The sequence below is a fragment of the Streptomyces sp. NPDC020917 genome, assembly GCF_044333795.1.
Lineage (GTDB): Bacteria > Actinomycetota > Actinomycetes > Streptomycetales > Streptomycetaceae > Actinacidiphila.
Genome location: NZ_JBIRRR010000002.1, coordinates 99,174 through 114,978 on the forward strand (window position 1 = coordinate 99,174; position 15,805 = coordinate 114,978).

The following is a 15,805-nucleotide window of genomic DNA, read 5'->3' on the forward strand; positions in this document are numbered from 1 at the left end:
TCGATGCCAACACAAATCGGCCCAGAAGCGGCGGCGCCACGCATGGTTGAGGGGCCGGACGTTTGTGCGTCCGGCCCCTCGACCGAGCTGCGGCACCGCGGGGTGCCGGTGTCCCGCCGGGCGGGACGTGGACCGTCAGGCCGTGGAGCCGACGGGCCGTTGCGCCGTCAGGCCCAGGTCAGCAGCCGCTTGGGCTGCTCCAGGATCGCGGCGATGTCCGCCAGCACCTTCGAGCCGAGCTCCCCGTCCACCAGGCGGTGGTCGAAGGACAGCGCGAGTGTGGTGACCTGCCGTGCCTTGACCTTGCCCTTGTGCACCCACGGCTGGAGCTTGACCGCGCCGAAGGCGAGGATCGCGGACTCCCCGGGGTTGAGGATGGGCGTCCCGGTGTCGACGCCGAACACGCCGACGTTGGTGATGGTGACCGTGCCGCCCTGCATCGCGGCGGGCGAGGTCTTCCCCTCGCGGGCCGTGGCGACCAGCTCGCCGAGCGCGGCGGCCAGTTCGGGCAGCGTCTTGTCCTGCGCGTCCTTGACGTTGGGGACGATCAGGCCGCGCGGGGTGGCCGCGGCGATCCCCAGGTTGACGTAGGACTTCTGCACGATCTCCTGGTTCGCCTCGTCCCAGGCCGAGTTGACCGCCGGGTTGCGCCGGATGGCGACCAGCAGGGCCTTGGCGACCAGCAGCAGCGGGCTGACCTTGAGCCCGGCGAACGCCGGGTCGGTCTTCAGCTCCTGCACCAGCTTCATCGACCGCGTGATGTCGAGCGTCACGAACTCGGTGACGTGCGGCGCGGTGAAGGCGCTGGCGACCATCGCCTGGGCGGTGGCCTTGCGGACGCCCTTGATCGGCGTGCGGATCTCGCGTTCGGCCGCCGACCAGGCGGGGGCGGCCGCGACGGCCGGGACCTGCCCGGCCACCGGCTGCGCGGCGGGTTCGGGCTGCTGCGCGGTGGGCTCGGCGGCGGCCCGGACGTCCTCGCGGGTGACCACGCCGTTCGGCCCGGTCGGCACCACGGTCGCCAGGTCGATGCCCAAGTCCTTGGCGAGCTTGCGGACCGGCGGCTTGGCCAGCGGCCGCTCGCCCGCGGTGGCCGTCCCGGCGCCGTGTCCGTTGAGCCCCGTGGGGGCCGCGGGGGCGGCCGGTGCGGGGATCGCGGGGGCCACCGGAGCGGCGGCGGCCGGGGCCTGCTCGGCCGGCGCGGACGTGGCGGGCGCGGCCTGCTTGCGCGGGCGGCGGGTGGTCGAGGACGGCGCGACGCCGTAACCGACCAGCACCGCCTGCCGCTTGGGCTCCTCGCCGGCTGCGGGGGCCGGCTCGGCGGCCGGTGCCGCGGCGGGAGCGGCCGCCACCTCGGCGGGCGCCTCCGCGGCGCCGTCGCCGCCGGCGTCCACCACGATGATCGGCGTGCCGACGTCGACCGTCGTGCCCTCGTCGAAGCGGATCTCGCTGACCACCCCGTCGTAGGGGATGGGCAGTTCGACGGCCGCCTTCGCCGTCTCGACCTCGCAGATGACCTGCCCGTCGTGGACGGTGTCGCCCACGGCCACGTACCACTTGAGGATCTCGGCCTCGGTCAGGCCCTCGCCGACGTCCGGCATGCGGAACTCGCGAAAGCGCTGTGCCTGTGCGGTCATGACTGTCACAACCCTCTCCTCAGAACGCCAGCGCGCGGTCGACGGCGTCCAGCACCCGGTCGAGGCCGGGCAGGTACTCCTCCTCCACCCGGGCCGGCGGGTACGGCGCGTGGAACCCGCCCACGCGCAGCACCGGCGCCTCCAGGTGGTAGAAGCACCGCTCGGTGATCCGGGCCGCGATCTCGGCGCCCGCGCCGTAGAACACCGGCGCCTCGTGCACCACGACCAGCCGCCCGGTCCGCTCCACCGACGCCTGCACGGTGTCGAAGTCGATCGGCGACATCGAGCGCAGGTCCACGACCTCCAGGCTGCGGCCCTCGTTGGCGGCCGCCGCGGCCGCCTCCAGGCACACCTTGACCATCGGCCCGTACGCGACCAGCGTCAGGTCGGTGCCGGGCTGCGCCACGACCGCCTTGTGCAGGTCGCCGGGGACCGCGGAGACGTCGACCTCGCCCTTGTCCCAGTACCGGCGCTTGGGCTCGAAGAAGATCACCGGGTCGTCGCACTCGATGGCCTGCTGCAGCATCCAGTACGCGTCGTTGGCGTTCGAGGGGGAGACCACCTTCAGGCCCGCGACGTGCGCGAACAGCGACTCCGGGGACTCGCTGTGGTGCTCCACCGCGCCGATGCCACCGCCGTAGGGGATGCGGACGACGACCGGCACCTTGACCTTGCCCAGGGAGCGGGCGTGCATCTTCGCCAGCTGCGTGACGATCTGGTCGTAGGCCGGGAAGACGAAACCGTCGAACTGGATCTCCACCACCGGGCGGTAGCCGCGCAGCGCCAGCCCGATCGCGGTGCCGACGATGCCGGACTCGGCCAGCGGGGTGTCGATCACCCGGTCCTCGCCGAAGTCCTTGTGCAGGCCGTCGGTGATCCGGAAGACACCGCCGAGGCGGCCGACGTCCTCACCCATGATGAGGACCTTGGGGTCGTTCTCCAGCGCCTTGCGCAGCGACTCGTTGAGCGCTTTGGCGATCGGCATCTGGGTCATGTCAGTGCCCCTTTCCGGGAACGGCGGCGTTCTCGACGTCCTCGAAAGAGGCCATGTACGCGGCGAACTGCGCCCGCTCCTCGTCGACGAGGGCGTGCCCGTCGGCGTAGACGTGGTCGAAGATCGCCATGGGCTCGGGGTTCGGCATGTTCCGCACCCCTTCGCGCACCCGCTTGGCCAGCGCGTCGCTCTCGGCGTCGATCCCGGCGTAGAACGCCTCGTCGGCCAGGCCCTCCCTCTCCAGGTAGGTGCGCAGCCGCTGGATCGGGTCCTTCGACGCCCACTCCTCGCGCTCCTCGTCGGCGCGGTAGCGGGTCGGGTCGTCGGTGGTGGTGTGCGCGCCCATCCGGTAGGTGAACGCCTCGACGAGCATCGGCCCCTGGCCGCTGCGGGCGTGCTCCATGGCCGCCCGGGTGACCGCCAGCACCGCCAGCACGTCGTTGCCGTCCACCCGCACGCCGGGGAAGCCGAAGCCGGCCGCGCGCTGGTAGATCGGCACCCGCGACTGCTTCTCGGTCGGCTCGGAGATCGCCCACTGGTTGTTCTGGCAGAAGAACACCACCGGCGCGTTGTAGACCGCGGCGAAGGTGAACGCCTCGGCCACGTCGCCCTGGCTGGAGGCGCCGTCGCCGAAGTACGCGATCACCGCGCTGTCCGCGCCGTCCTTGGCCACGCCCATCGCGTACCCGGTGGCGTGCAGCGTCTGCGAGCCGATCACGATCGTGTACAGGTGGAAGTTGTTCTGGTTCGGGTCCCAGCCGCCGTTGTTCACGCCGCGGAACATGCCGAGCAGGTTCAGCGGGTCCACGTCGCGGGTCCAGGCCACGCCGTGCTCCCGGTACGTCGGGAAGACGTAGTCGTCGGGGCGGGTGGCCCGCCCGGAGCCGATCTGGGCCGCTTCCTGGCCGAGCAGGGAGGCCCACAGGCCCAGTTCGCCCTGCCGCTGGAGGGTGATCGCCTCGGCGTCGAAGCGGCGGGTCAGCACCATGTCCCGGTACAGGCCGCGCAGCTCTTCCGGCGTCAGGTCGATGGAGTACTCAGGGTGCTCGACGCGCTCGCCCTCGGGGGTCAGCAGTTGCACGAGCCCGGGCTCGCCCCCACGGCGCTTCGCGCCGCCGCGGGTCGTCCTCCGCGCGGCAGTGCTTTTCACGCTCACGTTCGCTCCTCCGTCTGTCCGGCCCCCGGGGTCTGCCGGCGGCCAGCTGGGTCTCCCCACCGATGGGGTGGGGAAGGCACTCACCTGATCCGACATGGCGCACGGGGTGGGTGCGGCATGGTCGAGCCAGGCGTGACAGTGCCCCGGCGATGGCTCGCAAGACAAGACGTTACCCATAAGTTCCGCCGTTGTGCGAAGCCGTCCCACCTGCGGTTTTGCTTGGATTTCCTAGTAGATACGCGTTCCCGCAGGCCACCGGGACAATCGCACCGTATCCCGGATACCGAAACTGCGTAAGAGGCATCGGCATGGCAACGGTGCAAGGCTGGGCACGTGAGCGAAGAAGGAAATATCCGAGTATTCCTCCTCGACGACCACGAGGTGGTCCGCCGCGGCGTGCACGACCTGCTGTCGGCGGCCGAGGGCGTGCAGATCGTCGGCGAGGCCGGGAACGCCGCGGAGGCACCGGACCGCATACCCGCCACGCACCCCGACGTCGCCGTACTGGACGTCAGGCTGCCGGACGGCAGCGGTGTCGAGGTGTGCCGCGAGGTGCGCTCGCACGCCCCGACCGTCGCCTGCCTGATGCTCACGTCCTTCGCGGACGACGAGGCGCTGTTCGACGCCGTGATGGCGGGCGCCGCCGGCTACGTGCCGAAGGTGATCCGCGGCGACGACCTGATCCAGGCGGTGCGCGAGGTGGCCGCGGGCCACTCCCTGCTCGACCCCAAGGCGACCGCGAAGGTGATGGAGCGGCTGCGCGGCGGAGGCACCAGATCCGAGTCGGTGCAGGCCGACGACCTGGGCCTGTCGGAGCTGACCTCCCCGGAGCAGCGGGTCCTGGACCTGATCGGCGAGGGGCTGACCAACCGGCAGATCGGCGAGCGGCTCGGCGAGCGGGAGCGGACCGTCAAGCGGCACGTGACGGCCATTCTCGGCAAGCTCGCCACGGAGCGGCACAGCGTGGAGTGAACCCGGGCGCCGCGAGGCCCGCGGGCGCCGGGCAGGGGGAGGACGCGCGCCGCACGAGGGGCATCAGGGGGACGTTGCGCCGCGCGGGGGAGGCGACGTCAACGCGGCGGCGGAAGACGGCCGCGCGGGGGTGACGCGACGGCGGTACGGGGGAGGACGGCGGCAGCGCGCGGCGTCGTGCGCCGGGGGCGCGCCCACCCGGGTGCCGCGCCGGGGTGGGTGGCGCGCCACCCCGCCCGGAGCGGGGTCCTTGGTGATCTACGCTGTGCCCCGTGACGGGCAGCACGGCGACGAAGCCTGCGGCGCTCAGCGCTCTGCTGCGCCGCTACAGCGACTTAGGGGAACCGCTGACCTGCGCTCCCGTCCCCCGCGGCCTGCTCAACCACGGCTGGCGGCTGACCACCACCCGCGGCCGGTTCTTCGTCAAGCAGTACGTCGCCGCCGACACCGCCGACCCGGCCGTCATCGGCCGCCAGCACCACGCGACCCGCCGCCTGGCCCGCCTCGGCGTGCCCGCCGCCGCCCCGCTGCCGGACCGCGCCGGCGGCACCGTCTGCGTCCTCGGCGGCACCGGCTACGCGCTGTTCCCGTGGATCGAGGGCCGGCACCGCGAGGGCACCGAACTCACCGAGGCCCAGTCGCGCCGGCTCGGCGCCCTGCTGGGCCGGGTGCACACCGCGCTCGCCCGCGTCCAGCCGCCCGCGCCGACGGTCGTGCACCCGAGCGCCGACCCCGACCGCACCCACGCCGACATCGGCCGGCTGCTGGGCCTGGTCCGCGCGCACCGGCGCGCCCAGGGCCCCCACGCGGACTTCGACGCCCTCGCCGAGCACCGCCTGCTGGAGCGCCGGGCGCTGCTGCGCAAGCACGCGCACCGCCGCCCGCCCGCCGCCCACGGCCGGGTCAGCGGCTGGGTGCACGGCGACTTCCACCCGCTGAACCTGCTCTACCGCGGTGACGAGCCGGCCGCGATCGTCGACTGGGACCGGCTCGGGGTCAAGCCGCGCACCGAGGAGGCCGTGCGGGCCGCCGCGATCTTCTTCGTCGACCCGGACGACGGGCGCCTCGACCTGCCCAAGGTCCGTGCGTACGCGCGGGCCTACCGGCGCGCGGCGGGCGCCACCCGGCACGAGGTCGCCGCCGCCGTGCACCGGGTGTGGTGGGAGCGGCTCAACGACTTCTGGATGCTGCAGTGGCACTACGGGCGCGCCGACCACCGCTCCGACCCGCTGTTCCCGGCCGCCTCCGCGCTCGCGGTGTGGTGGACCGAGGAGTACGCGGCCGTCCGCGAGGCGTTCACGCGCTGACCCGCCGGCCGGGCGCGGCGGGCGGGTCAGTGGTCGTGGCCCGGGTCCCGCCGGCGGGGGGCGGCTTCCCGGCCGGGGTCAGTTGGATCCCGTGCCCGGCGTGGTCGCCGTGTCGGTCGGCGTTGGCTCGGTGGTGGGCGGCGTGGTCGGCGGCGTCGTGGGAGGCGTCGTCGGCGGGGTGGTGGGCGCGGTCGTCGGCGGCGTCGTCGTCGGCTTGGTGGGAGGCGTCGTCGACGGCTTCTCCGTCGGCGTGGTGGCCGTCGGCTTCGTCGCCGTCTCCGTCGGGCCGGTGCTGACCTGGCCGCCGGTGTCCGTGGGCTCATCGGTCGGCGTGTCCTGCGCCTGACCGGTGCTCTGCGTGACCGACGGCGGGGTGGTGTCCGCCGGGGTGTGGGCGCCGCCGTTGCCGTGCGTCGCCAGGTACACCCCGAGGACGACGGCCGCGACCGCGGCGATCACGAACAGCACCGGCTTGACCCAGCGGTTCCCGCGCCCGCCGCCCGGCCCCTCGTCGTAGCCGTGCACGTCGTCGCCGCCGGTGCCGCCGATGCCGGCCAGCAGCGGCGGGCCGAGTTCCGCGGTGGTGCCGCGGCGGTCGCCGGGACCCGCGGGCTGCACCATGGTCTGCGCGGTCCCGGTGCCCGCCGACGCCGTCGTGCCCGTCACCGGACCGGTGCTCCACACGCCGCCGGTCCAGCCGCCCTGCTGCATCAGCGCCTGGTGCGCGTAGCCGACCAGGCCGCGGAACTCCTCGGCGTTCTGGAAGCGCGCCTCGGGCTGCTTGGCCAGCGCCCGCAGCACCATGCCGTCCAGCTCCGGCGGCACCCGGTCGTTCGTCTCCGACGGCAGCCGCGGCTCGTCCTGCACGTGCTGGTACACCACCGACAGCGGCGTCTCACCGACGAACGGCGGCCGCAGCGTCAGCAGCTCGTACAGCAGGCAGCCCGTCGCGTACAGGTCACTGCGGTGGTCGACGGTCTTGCCGAGCGCCTGCTCGGGCGACAGGTACTGCGGCGTGCCCATGACCATGCCGGTCTGCGTCATGGTGCTGGCCGCGCCGTGCAGCGCACGGGCGATGCCGAAGTCCATCACCTTGACCGCGCCCGTCGTGGTGATGATCACGTTCGCGGGCTTGATGTCGCGGTGCACGATGCCGTGCTGGTGGCTGTACGCCAGGGCGTCCAGCACCCCGGAGACGATCAGCAGCGCCTGGTCCACCGGCGGCGGCGTGGGCCCGCTCAGCAGGTCCCTGATGGTGTGGCCCTCGACCAGCTCCATCACGATGTACGGCACGGCGCCGGTGGGCGTCCGGTCCTCGCCCGAGTCGTACACGGCGACGACCGCGTGGTGGTTCAGGCCCGCCACCGACTGCGCCTCGCGCGTGAAGCGGGCCTTGGCCACGGCGTCCTCGGCCAGGTCCGTGCGCAGCAGTTTCACGGCGACGATCCGGCCCAGCCGCACGTCCTCGGCGGCGAACACCTCGGCCATGCCGCCCCGGCCGAGCTTGCCGGTCAGACGGTAGCGGCCGTCGCCGACCATGGCGCCGACACCCCACTGCCCGGAGGTCTCGGAGGCTCCGATGCCGGCGGTCGTCTCGTTGGGGTCGACCATCAGTCCTCGCCGTCGTCCGTCCCTCGGCCGCTGTGCCGTGGTCTGCTCGTCATCGTCTCTGGTGCGCCACCGTACCGTGTTTCGGCCACCGGCCACGGCGCGTCCGCAGGGCGGGCACGGCCCGGTGCGGGCCGCCGGCCTGCGTCAGCCTGGTGGGGCGTCTGCTCACGATCCGCCCGATCAAACGTTCCCCCGCACCCGCGCGCCCCCGGTCCGCCCCGCCCGCGCCGTCCGGCTCCGGCGGCACCCGGGCACCGCGTCCGGCCCGGGTCACGGCATTGTGCGTGCACGATGCGCATCAGGTGACGAGATGGTCAACGAACTTGACGTCACGGTGCTATAGGCCAGACTTGGCGGGCAAGCTCGGGGACGGGTCTGTCCCGGATCACCTTTCACGGGGGTAGCGGTACTGATGAGCGGGGACGCCACGCAGGGCGGGTACACGGGGCGCTCGGTCGGCGGCGGACGGTACGTGCTGCGCGATCTGCTGGGCCAGGGCGGCATGGCCTCCGTGCACCTGGCACATGACACGGTGCTGGACCGGCCCGTGGCCGTCAAGACCCTCCACACCAACCTCGGCAACGAGCAGTCCTTCCGCGAACGCTTCCGCCGCGAGGCCCAGTCCGTCGCCAAGCTCAACCACACCAACATCGTCTCCGTCTTCGACTCCGGCGAGGACGAGATAGACGGCCAGCTCGTCCCCTACATCGTCATGGAGTACGTCGAGGGCAAGCCGCTCGGCGACGTACTGGCCGCCGACATCGCCCAGTTCGGCGCGATGCCCGCCGACAAGGCGCTGAAGATCACCGGCGACGTGCTGGCCGCGCTTTCCGTCAGCCACGAAATGGGCCTGGTCCACCGCGACATCAAGCCCGGCAACGTGATGGTCACCAAGCGCGGCGTCGTGAAGGTGATGGACTTCGGCATCGCCCGCGCCATGCAGTCCGGCGTCACGTCGATGACGCAGACCGGCATGGTCGTCGGCACCCCGCAGTACCTGTCGCCCGAACAGGCCCTCGGCCGCGGCGTCGACGAGCGCTCCGACCTGTACTCGGTCGGCTGCATGCTCTTCGAACTGCTCACCGGGCGGCTGCCGTTCGACGCGGACTCGCCGCTGGCGATGGCGTACCAGCACGTCCAGGAGACGCCGCCCGCGCCGTCCTCCTTCAACTCCGCGCTGGGCCCCGGCATCGACGCCCTGGTGGCCCGCGCGCTGCGCAAGAACCCGGCGGAGCGCTTCCCCACCGCCGACGCGATGCACGACGAGACCGACCGGGTGCTGGGCGGCACCGCCCGCAACACCATGCCGCTGATCACCGCCGGCGGCACCGCCACCGGCCGCGGCGAGGGCGTCGCCGCCTCGGTGTTCCCGTCCGCCGGCGGCCAGGTGCAGACCCCGCCGCCGCACATCCAGACCCCGTACGCGCCGACGCCCAGCCCCTACGGACCGGCCACCCCGTCGACGCCGCCGCCGTCGGCGTACGGCTACCCGCAGCAGGGCCCGCAGACCCCGCCGCCCACCCCCGCCTACAACATGGCCGCGCCCGCGCCCACGCCCGTGCCGCAGCAGCGGCCCGGAGGCCCGGGCATGCCCGGCGGCGGCGGAGGCGGCCGCGGCACCGGAGGCGGCGGCCGTCCCGCCAACATGCCGGTGATCATCGGGTCGATCGTCGCGGCCGCGGCCGTCGTGGTCATCATCGTGATCATCGTGGCGATGAGCGGGGGCGGCAGCGGCAACGACGCGAACGGCGACCACACCACACCGCCGGTCACCACCACGACCAGCGCGGAGCCGACCAGCACCACCGGCTCGGACAGCATCGTCAAGGGCGACCAGAGCCGCACCATCGACGCCAGCCAGTGCACCAACGCCCACAACGACCTGATCAACCCCGGCAAGCCCAACATGGTGACGATGCCCAACGTGCAGTTCCTGTACGTCGACTCCGTCGTCGCCTGCTTCAAGGCCGCGGACTGGCCCTACACGATCAAGCACGTCGACGAGCAGCAGTGGGGCCAGGGCACGGTCACCGACCAGAACCCGAAGTACCTCGGCGACTACGACCCCAAGTCCGGCAAGAAGGTCACCATCTGGGTGTCCACCGGCAAGGGCTCCTCCTGACGCGTTCCGGCCCCCTGGCGCACACGGCGAAGGGTGGCCGTACCGCGGGATCCCTCCCGCGGTACGGCCACCCTTGTCCATGTCACGGCCTGACGGCCGGGCACGACCGGATCGGCACCTGACCGGCTCCGTCGGTCCGGCAGCCCCGCAAAACCGGTGCGGGACCGGAGGCCACGGGCGCGGGACCAGGGGCTACAGGTACGGGCCGCCCGAGCGGCCCTGGTGTCCCTGCTGCTCCTCGTCCCCACCGCCGAGGCCCGGCGGCAGCGCGCGGCGCATCTGCTCCAACTGGGCCCGGGCAGCCATCTGCTGGGCGAACAGCGCGGTCTGGATGCCGTGGAACAGCCCCTCCAGCCAGCCCACCAGCTGGGCCTGCGCGATCCGCAGCTCCGCCTCACTGGGCACGCTGTCGTCGGTGAACGGCAGCGACAGCCGCTCCAGCTCCTCCACCAGCTCCGGCGCCAGGCCCTGCTCCAGCTCCTTGACCGAGCTGGCGTGGATCTCCTTGAGCCGCACCCGGCTCGCCTCGTCCAGAGGAGCTGCCCGCACCTCTTCCAGGAGCTGCTTGATCATGCTGCCGATCCGCATGACCTTCGCCGGCTGCTCGACCATCTCCGTCACCGGGATCTCCCGGGACTCGTCCCCCTCGCCCGACAGGGCGCCGCCGAGGGCCATACCGTCCGGTCCGACGACCAGGACCTGCGGATTCTGAGAATTCTCCGGCGAGCGTTCGTTCATCGGCATCTCCATGCGCCCATTGTCCCGCACCCCGGCTAACCGTCCGAGCGGCGGGTCAGCTGCGGGCGGCTGCGGGTCACCGCCGCGGCCAGCAGCACCGCCCCCAGCGGCACCGCCACCAGCAGCACCGCCAGCGTCCCCCACGGCACGACCACCGGCACGTGCGGCACGTCCAGCGCCGCACCCCAGCCGCTGTCGACGGCCGCGTGGTACGACTTCCACTCCTGCCGCAGCTGCGCCCGCCGCAGACCGATCGCGGGCAGCACCCCCGCCACCGCCCCCAGCACCACGCCCATCGCCGCGATCAGCCCGCACTGGAAGCCCGACAGCCGGCGCCGGACCCCCGGCGCGGCGCCTATCGCCGCCAGCGTCTTCAGGTCCGGCTCCGCATCGGCCTGCGCCAGCCCGGTCGCGATGCCCGCGGCGCCCACCGTCACCAGCCCCGCGAAGATCGACAGCACCAGCAGCACCAGGTTCTTGCTGCTCCGGAAGCCCTTCTCCAGATACGTCTGCGCGTCCGACCCGAACTCCGCCAGATCACCCGTCAGCGCCTGCTGCTGCGCCCCCGTCGGCATCCGCGACGTCGTGTAGTACGAGCCCAGCGGCACCGTGCGGAACCCCGCCGCCTGCGCGGCCTGCCGCGGCATCACCGCGACCAGCCCGTACGGCGAGCCCTCCGCGGCCATGTGCACCGGCACCCTGCGCACCGGCCCGGACGGGCCGTCCGGGCCGGCCACCGGCTGCTTGCCCATGTCACCGATCAGCACCAGCCCGATCGAGCCGTGGTCGGCGTACCGCCGGTCGAACAGCACCGTCTCACCCCGGGCCAGCGCCCGCTCCGCGGCACCGTCCCTGATCCCCAGCGCGTGCAGCACCGCGGGCCCGCCGACCGTCACCCCGCCGTCGGTGTCCATCGCCGCCTGCCCGCCGTCCCCCGCGCACCGCCAATCCGACGCGAACGACCGGCGCTGCGCCAGGCTCAGCTGCGCCGTGTCGTCCGCCCGCTCCGCCGGGCACCGGTTCGCCGCCGGCACCCGCAGCTGGAACCCGCCGCAGCCCGCGCCGTCACTGTGCAGGTCGCACGTCTTCGAGCCGTACACCAGCCGCCACACGTCCGCCCGTCCCGTCACCGGGAAGCGCTTCTCCACCGCCGCCCGCACCGCACCCAGCTCCCGGCCCTGGTCCCCACCGCTGCTGACCGCGTACACGCCACGCGGCGCCCGCGCCTCGTACGCGTCCCGGTCCTGCCGGTCCTGGCTCGTCGCGAACGTGGCCACCGCGACCGAGCCCGCCACCGCCGCCAGCACCGCGGCCACCGCCGGCGCCGTACGGCCCCGGTTGCGCACCGCGTCCCGCAGCGCCAGCCGCGGCGCTGTCGGCAGCCACCGCCCCAGCCGGCCGAACGCGCCGACCAGCACCGGCGTCAGCGCCACCACGCCCAGCTCCGCGATGCCCGAGCCCAGACCCACCACCACGACACTGTCGGACCGCGTCGACCCGACCACCGCCAGGCCGCCGCCCAGGCACACCGCGCCCAGCCCGATCACCGGCATCGTCCGGCCCGCCTGCCGCACCCCGCGCCGCCCGGTCAGCGACGACAGCACGCTCTGCCGCGACGCGTTGATCGCCGGCACCACCGCCGCCAGCACCCCGGTGAGCACCGCGAGCCCGGCGATCGCCAGCAACTCCAGCGGCCGCAGCGTCAACCCGCCGAACCGCTTGCCCACGTACTCCTCCAGCACCCCGCGCAGCAGCACCGTCAACGACAGGCCCAGCAGCGTGCCCACCACCGCCGCCACCATCCCGATGACCAGCCCGCCGGAGAGGACGATCGCCCGGATGTGCCGGCGGTCACCGCCGTTCGCCCCGACCAGGCCCAGCTGCCGGCGCGAACGCCGCGCCCCCACCGCGAACGCCGGACCCGCCAGCAGGCACACCTCGAGGATCGCCAGGCCGCCCACCGTCGCCGGCGCCGCGAACGCCTCCGCCTGACGCACCCCGCCCTGCGCGCCGCTGCCCGGCAACCCCACCACCCGGTAGAACGGCACGTCCGCGTCCGCCGGCGGATGCAGCATCACCTGACGCGAATCCACCACAACGCCCAGGGAGTTGGCGTGCTCCACCATCGGCCAGGAGAAACCGCCCGGCACCGACACCAGATACGAGGGCGAGAGGCCCCCGTGGTCGTACAGCCCGCCCGACGCCTTCATCGCGCTCGTGTACGCCGCGATGAACGCCCCCGGCAGCGCCGTCACCTGCTCGGCCTGCAGCAGGTCCGGCAACTCGTACGACCCCACGATCCGGTACGCGCGGTCGAAGCCCCGCGCCCGCAGCACCGAACCCACGTGCAGGCCGCTGGACTTCAGGAACGACCTGGTCGCGATCACCTCGTCCTGCGCGGCCGGGAACCGCCCCCGGTACAGATCCAGCAGCCCCTTCGCGATCGGGTCGTCCGCCTTCAGCTCCCGCACCTCGGTGTCCAGCAGCCCCGACGGCGTCCTGATCCGCGCGTACGTCTGCTGGTCGCTGATCCAGCGCGCACCCGGCGGCAACGCCACCCGCGGATCGACCACGTCGTCCTGCCCGTCCTGCGGCGCCGACCCGCCGTCCTCGGCGGCCTTCCGGTCCGCCGGGACCGCCGACCCGTCCACCGGGGACTGCAGCAGCGGCTGATGCCCCATCCCGCCGCCGGTCACCCGGGCGTCCGCGGCACCGATGTCCCGGGTGATCCGCTGCTGCTTCGTCAACTGCGCGCTGCGGACGGTGATGTCGGCCGCGCTCACCCCCACGATCGGCAGCGCGATCATCGCCAGCACCAGCGCACTGCGGCCCTTGGACCGCCACGCGTCCCGCCGCGCGATCCGGATCGCCGCCCGCCACGCATGGAAGCGGCCCGCCTCCATACGCCCCGGCCGCCCGATCATGACGCCGCACCACCGGTCAGCAGCGACTCCGCCGACGACCGCAGCGTCATGTCGACGACCGACCCGTCCCGCAGGAACACCACCCGGTCCGCCCACGCGGCGAACCGCGGCTCATGCGTCACCAGCACCCCGGCCGCACCCGCGTCGCACCGCGACCGCAGCAGCGCCAGCACCGCCTCGCCGGTCTCCGAGTCCAGCGCGCCCGTCGGCTCGTCGGCCAGCACCAGCCGCCGGTCCCCCACCAGCGCCCGGGCGATCGCCACCCGCTGCTGCTGCCCGCCCGACACCTCGTCGGGGAACCGGTCCGCGAGGTGCCCCAGGCCCATCTCCTCCAGCGCGGCCAGCGCCTCCTTGCGGGCCCGGCGCGCCGGGACGCCGTCCAGCTCGCGGGGGAGTGCCACGTTCTCCGCGGCGGTCAGCGCCGGGATCAGGTTGTAGTCCTGGAAGACGTAGCCGATGCTGCGCCGCCGCAGCGCGGCCAGCTCCTTGCGGCTCGCCGTCGTCAGATCCGTGCCCTCGACCAGCACCCGGCCCGACGTCGGCAGGTCCAGCCCGCCCGCGATCGTCAGCAGCGTCGACTTGCCCGAACCCGACGGGCCCATCACCGCGACGAGTTCACCGGGGAACACGTCGAGATCCACCCCGCGCAGCGCGTGCACCTCGGTGGCCCCGCTGCCGTGCACCCGGGTCAGCTCCTCCAACCGGAGCACCGGCCGGGCCGCCGTCGCCGCGGACGGCGGCGAGGACGACAAGGGCAGCGACGCCGGTGAACCGGACGCGGCCGGCGAGGACGGCGAGGACGGTGTGGACGGTGTGGACGGCGCCGGTACCGCCGGTGACGCGGGCCGGCCGACCGCATCGGGCCGCTCGGTCTTTCGGAACCGGCCGGGCCTCCTGCGCGGATCGGGCTGGTCGGGCTGGTCGGACGGTGTGCTCGTGCTGGACATCGGTACTGCTCCCCCTGGGTCGTGAACTCCGTGGCGCCGGTGGCCGTGAGCCGGGTGAGCCCCGGCCACCTGCCGGCACTCGCCGGCCGGCGCCCCCTCTCGTCTTCCGTGCCCGGGCGGTGGTCAGCCGCCCGGGCAGCTCCTCGGCGGCGGCGCCCCTCAGCGCCTCCGGCCCGTCCTGCTCGCCGATCCGGCCTCCCGGCGAGCCGCACCGGACGGCGGTTCCGCGGGAGCGTCCGGCGGCGGGGCCACCCGCGCCGGACCCGACGCCGCGAGCCGGGCCAGCCGGGTCTCGCAGTGGTCCAGCCAGCGCGCCTCGGCCTCGGCCTGGAAGATCAGCTGGTCCAGGACGAGCTGCCAGGCCACGTCGTCGGCATCGGGGACGGACTCCCCCCGCGTGACCGCCTCCAGCGCCTGGGCCTTCAGGCGCGTGTAGTCCTGCATGGCCTTGATGGTGTGCATCCGCTGCGCCTGGATGACCGCCCGCACGTCCACATCGGGCGCGCCGACGGCCATGGCCAGCTTGATCGCCAGCTCGTTGCGCGGCGGGCTCGCCCGGTCCACGGGACTGGCGTACCAGTGCCGCAGCTCCGAGCGCCCGTCGTCGGTGATCGCGTACAGCGCGTGCCCGCCCTCGTCCTCACCCGCGGGCACCACGAGGCCGTCCCGCTCCAGGCGGGCGAGCGTCGTGTACACCTGACCGACGTTCAGCGGCCAGGTGGAACCAGTGCGCGACTCGAACTCGGTGCGGAGCTGGTAGCCGTAGCGCGGCCCCAGTTCGAGGAGGGCCAGCAGGCCGTGACGGATCGACATACTGAGTATGTATACCGAGTATGGCCGGACGCATCAAGGCCCGCAGACCCTCCGACCTCACCTTTCACACGAACGAGTGATCGATTCCGGCGGCGCGCATGAACCGGCCCGCGGCCGGCAATCACCGTCTCAACCGCAGTCCGAGAAAGCCCAGTCCGAGTCCGACCAGCGCAAGCCCGGCACCGAGCGGCAGGACCCGCATCGCCCGCCGCGCCGACCCGTACACCGAGTCCGAGTCCTGATCGTGCTGCACCGACGGCGCCGCGGCCGGCGAGTCGGCCGGCAGCGGCGCCGTCTCGGCGGGCACCTGCGGCAGCGCCGTCACGGAGCCGCCGCTGCCGGGCCGGTACGGCCGTTCGAACAGCGAACCGTCACGGCCCGGACGGCGACCGGGCGGCGCCACCGCGGACGCCGACGGACCGGCCGCGGGCGCCGGCGGCTTCGGCGGACTCGCGGTGGGAGCCACCGCCGTCGGCCGCGGCGCGCCCTGCGACGGCCCTCCGCCGGCGGACGTCCCCGGCCGCACCGGCCCGGGCTCCGGCACCGCGGCCGAAGGACGCGCGGGAGGAGGGGAGGCGGGGTGG

12 protein-coding genes are annotated in these 15,805 nt (G+C 73.8%); 3 read left to right on the forward strand and 9 right to left on the reverse strand.

Going from position 1 to position 15,805, the window contains the following annotated elements:
* Nucleotides 1-167: 167 nt before the first annotated feature.
* The 3 genes from ACH4TG_RS04380 to pdhA are packed head-to-tail and all read right to left on the reverse strand — an operon-like array spanning nucleotide 168 to nucleotide 3,787.
* The gene (locus tag ACH4TG_RS04380) at nucleotides 168-1,637 is read right to left on the reverse strand and encodes a dihydrolipoamide acetyltransferase family protein (RefSeq protein ID WP_398240638.1); all 1,470 of its coding nucleotides are present in this window, start codon (nucleotides 1,635-1,637) and stop codon (nucleotides 168-170) included.
* Nucleotides 1,638-1,656: 19 nt separating this feature from the next.
* Entirely contained in the window at nucleotides 1,657-2,631 is a 975-nt protein-coding gene (locus ACH4TG_RS04385) for an alpha-ketoacid dehydrogenase subunit beta (RefSeq protein WP_398240639.1), read from the reverse strand.
* 1 nt (nucleotide 2,632) lies between these two features.
* The gene (pdhA, locus tag ACH4TG_RS04390) at nucleotides 2,633-3,787 is read right to left on the reverse strand and encodes a pyruvate dehydrogenase (acetyl-transferring) E1 component subunit alpha (protein WP_398240640.1); all 1,155 of its coding nucleotides are present in this window, start codon (nucleotides 3,785-3,787) and stop codon (nucleotides 2,633-2,635) included.
* Nucleotides 3,788-4,120: 333 nt separating this feature from the next.
* Here pdhA and ACH4TG_RS04395 point away from each other — a divergent pair, with 333 nt between their 5' ends.
* Together ACH4TG_RS04395 and ACH4TG_RS04400 are read left to right on the forward strand one after the other, a co-directional pair.
* On the forward strand, nucleotides 4,121-4,759 hold the full coding sequence (locus ACH4TG_RS04395) for a response regulator (RefSeq protein ID WP_398240641.1): 639 nt from the start codon (nucleotides 4,121-4,123) through the stop codon (nucleotides 4,757-4,759).
* Between the two features lie 272 nt (nucleotides 4,760-5,031).
* Nucleotides 5,032-6,066, forward strand: coding sequence for a phosphotransferase (locus tag ACH4TG_RS04400; protein ID WP_398240642.1), 1,035 nt, complete (start codon nucleotides 5,032-5,034; stop codon nucleotides 6,064-6,066).
* Between the two features lie 78 nt (nucleotides 6,067-6,144).
* On the opposite strand, the gene ACH4TG_RS04405 is transcribed toward ACH4TG_RS04400, so the two are convergent.
* Nucleotides 6,145-7,677, reverse strand: a complete 1,533-nt coding sequence (locus ACH4TG_RS04405) for a protein kinase (protein ID WP_398240643.1) — start codon at nucleotides 7,675-7,677, stop codon at nucleotides 6,145-6,147.
* A gap of 412 nt (nucleotides 7,678-8,089) precedes the next feature.
* On the opposite strand from ACH4TG_RS04405, the gene ACH4TG_RS04410 reads away from it, so the two are divergent.
* Nucleotides 8,090-9,799 carry a protein kinase gene (locus ACH4TG_RS04410; RefSeq protein ID WP_398240644.1) on the forward strand — a complete coding sequence of 570 codons (1,710 nt, stop codon included), beginning with the start codon at nucleotides 8,090-8,092 and terminating at the stop codon, nucleotides 9,797-9,799.
* Nucleotides 9,800-9,991: 192 nt separating this feature from the next.
* On the opposite strand, the gene ACH4TG_RS04415 is transcribed toward ACH4TG_RS04410, so the two are convergent.
* The 5 genes from ACH4TG_RS04415 to ACH4TG_RS04435 form a co-directional block, all read right to left on the reverse strand.
* Nucleotides 9,992-10,549: a bacterial proteasome activator family protein gene (locus tag ACH4TG_RS04415; protein WP_398240645.1), complete on the reverse strand. Its 558-nt coding sequence runs from the start codon at nucleotides 10,547-10,549 to the stop codon at nucleotides 9,992-9,994.
* Between the two features lie 23 nt (nucleotides 10,550-10,572).
* A complete protein-coding gene (locus ACH4TG_RS04420; RefSeq protein WP_398240646.1) occupies nucleotides 10,573-13,461 on the reverse strand; it encodes an FtsX-like permease family protein in 2,889 nt (962 codons plus the stop codon).
* The gene (locus ACH4TG_RS04425; protein WP_398241176.1) at nucleotides 13,458-14,219 is read right to left on the reverse strand and encodes an ABC transporter ATP-binding protein; all 762 of its coding nucleotides are present in this window, start codon (nucleotides 14,217-14,219) and stop codon (nucleotides 13,458-13,460) included. Before ACH4TG_RS04425 ends, ACH4TG_RS04420 begins: the two co-directional genes overlap by 4 nt.
* Before the next feature lie 348 nt (nucleotides 14,220-14,567).
* The gene (locus ACH4TG_RS04430; RefSeq protein WP_398240647.1) at nucleotides 14,568-15,221 is read right to left on the reverse strand and encodes a PadR family transcriptional regulator; all 654 of its coding nucleotides are present in this window, start codon (nucleotides 15,219-15,221) and stop codon (nucleotides 14,568-14,570) included.
* Between the two features lie 121 nt (nucleotides 15,222-15,342).
* Nucleotides 15,343-15,624 carry a hypothetical protein gene (locus tag ACH4TG_RS04435; RefSeq protein ID WP_398240648.1) on the reverse strand — a complete coding sequence of 94 codons (282 nt, stop codon included), beginning with the start codon at nucleotides 15,622-15,624 and terminating at the stop codon, nucleotides 15,343-15,345.
* Nucleotides 15,625-15,805: the final 181 nt, after the last annotated feature.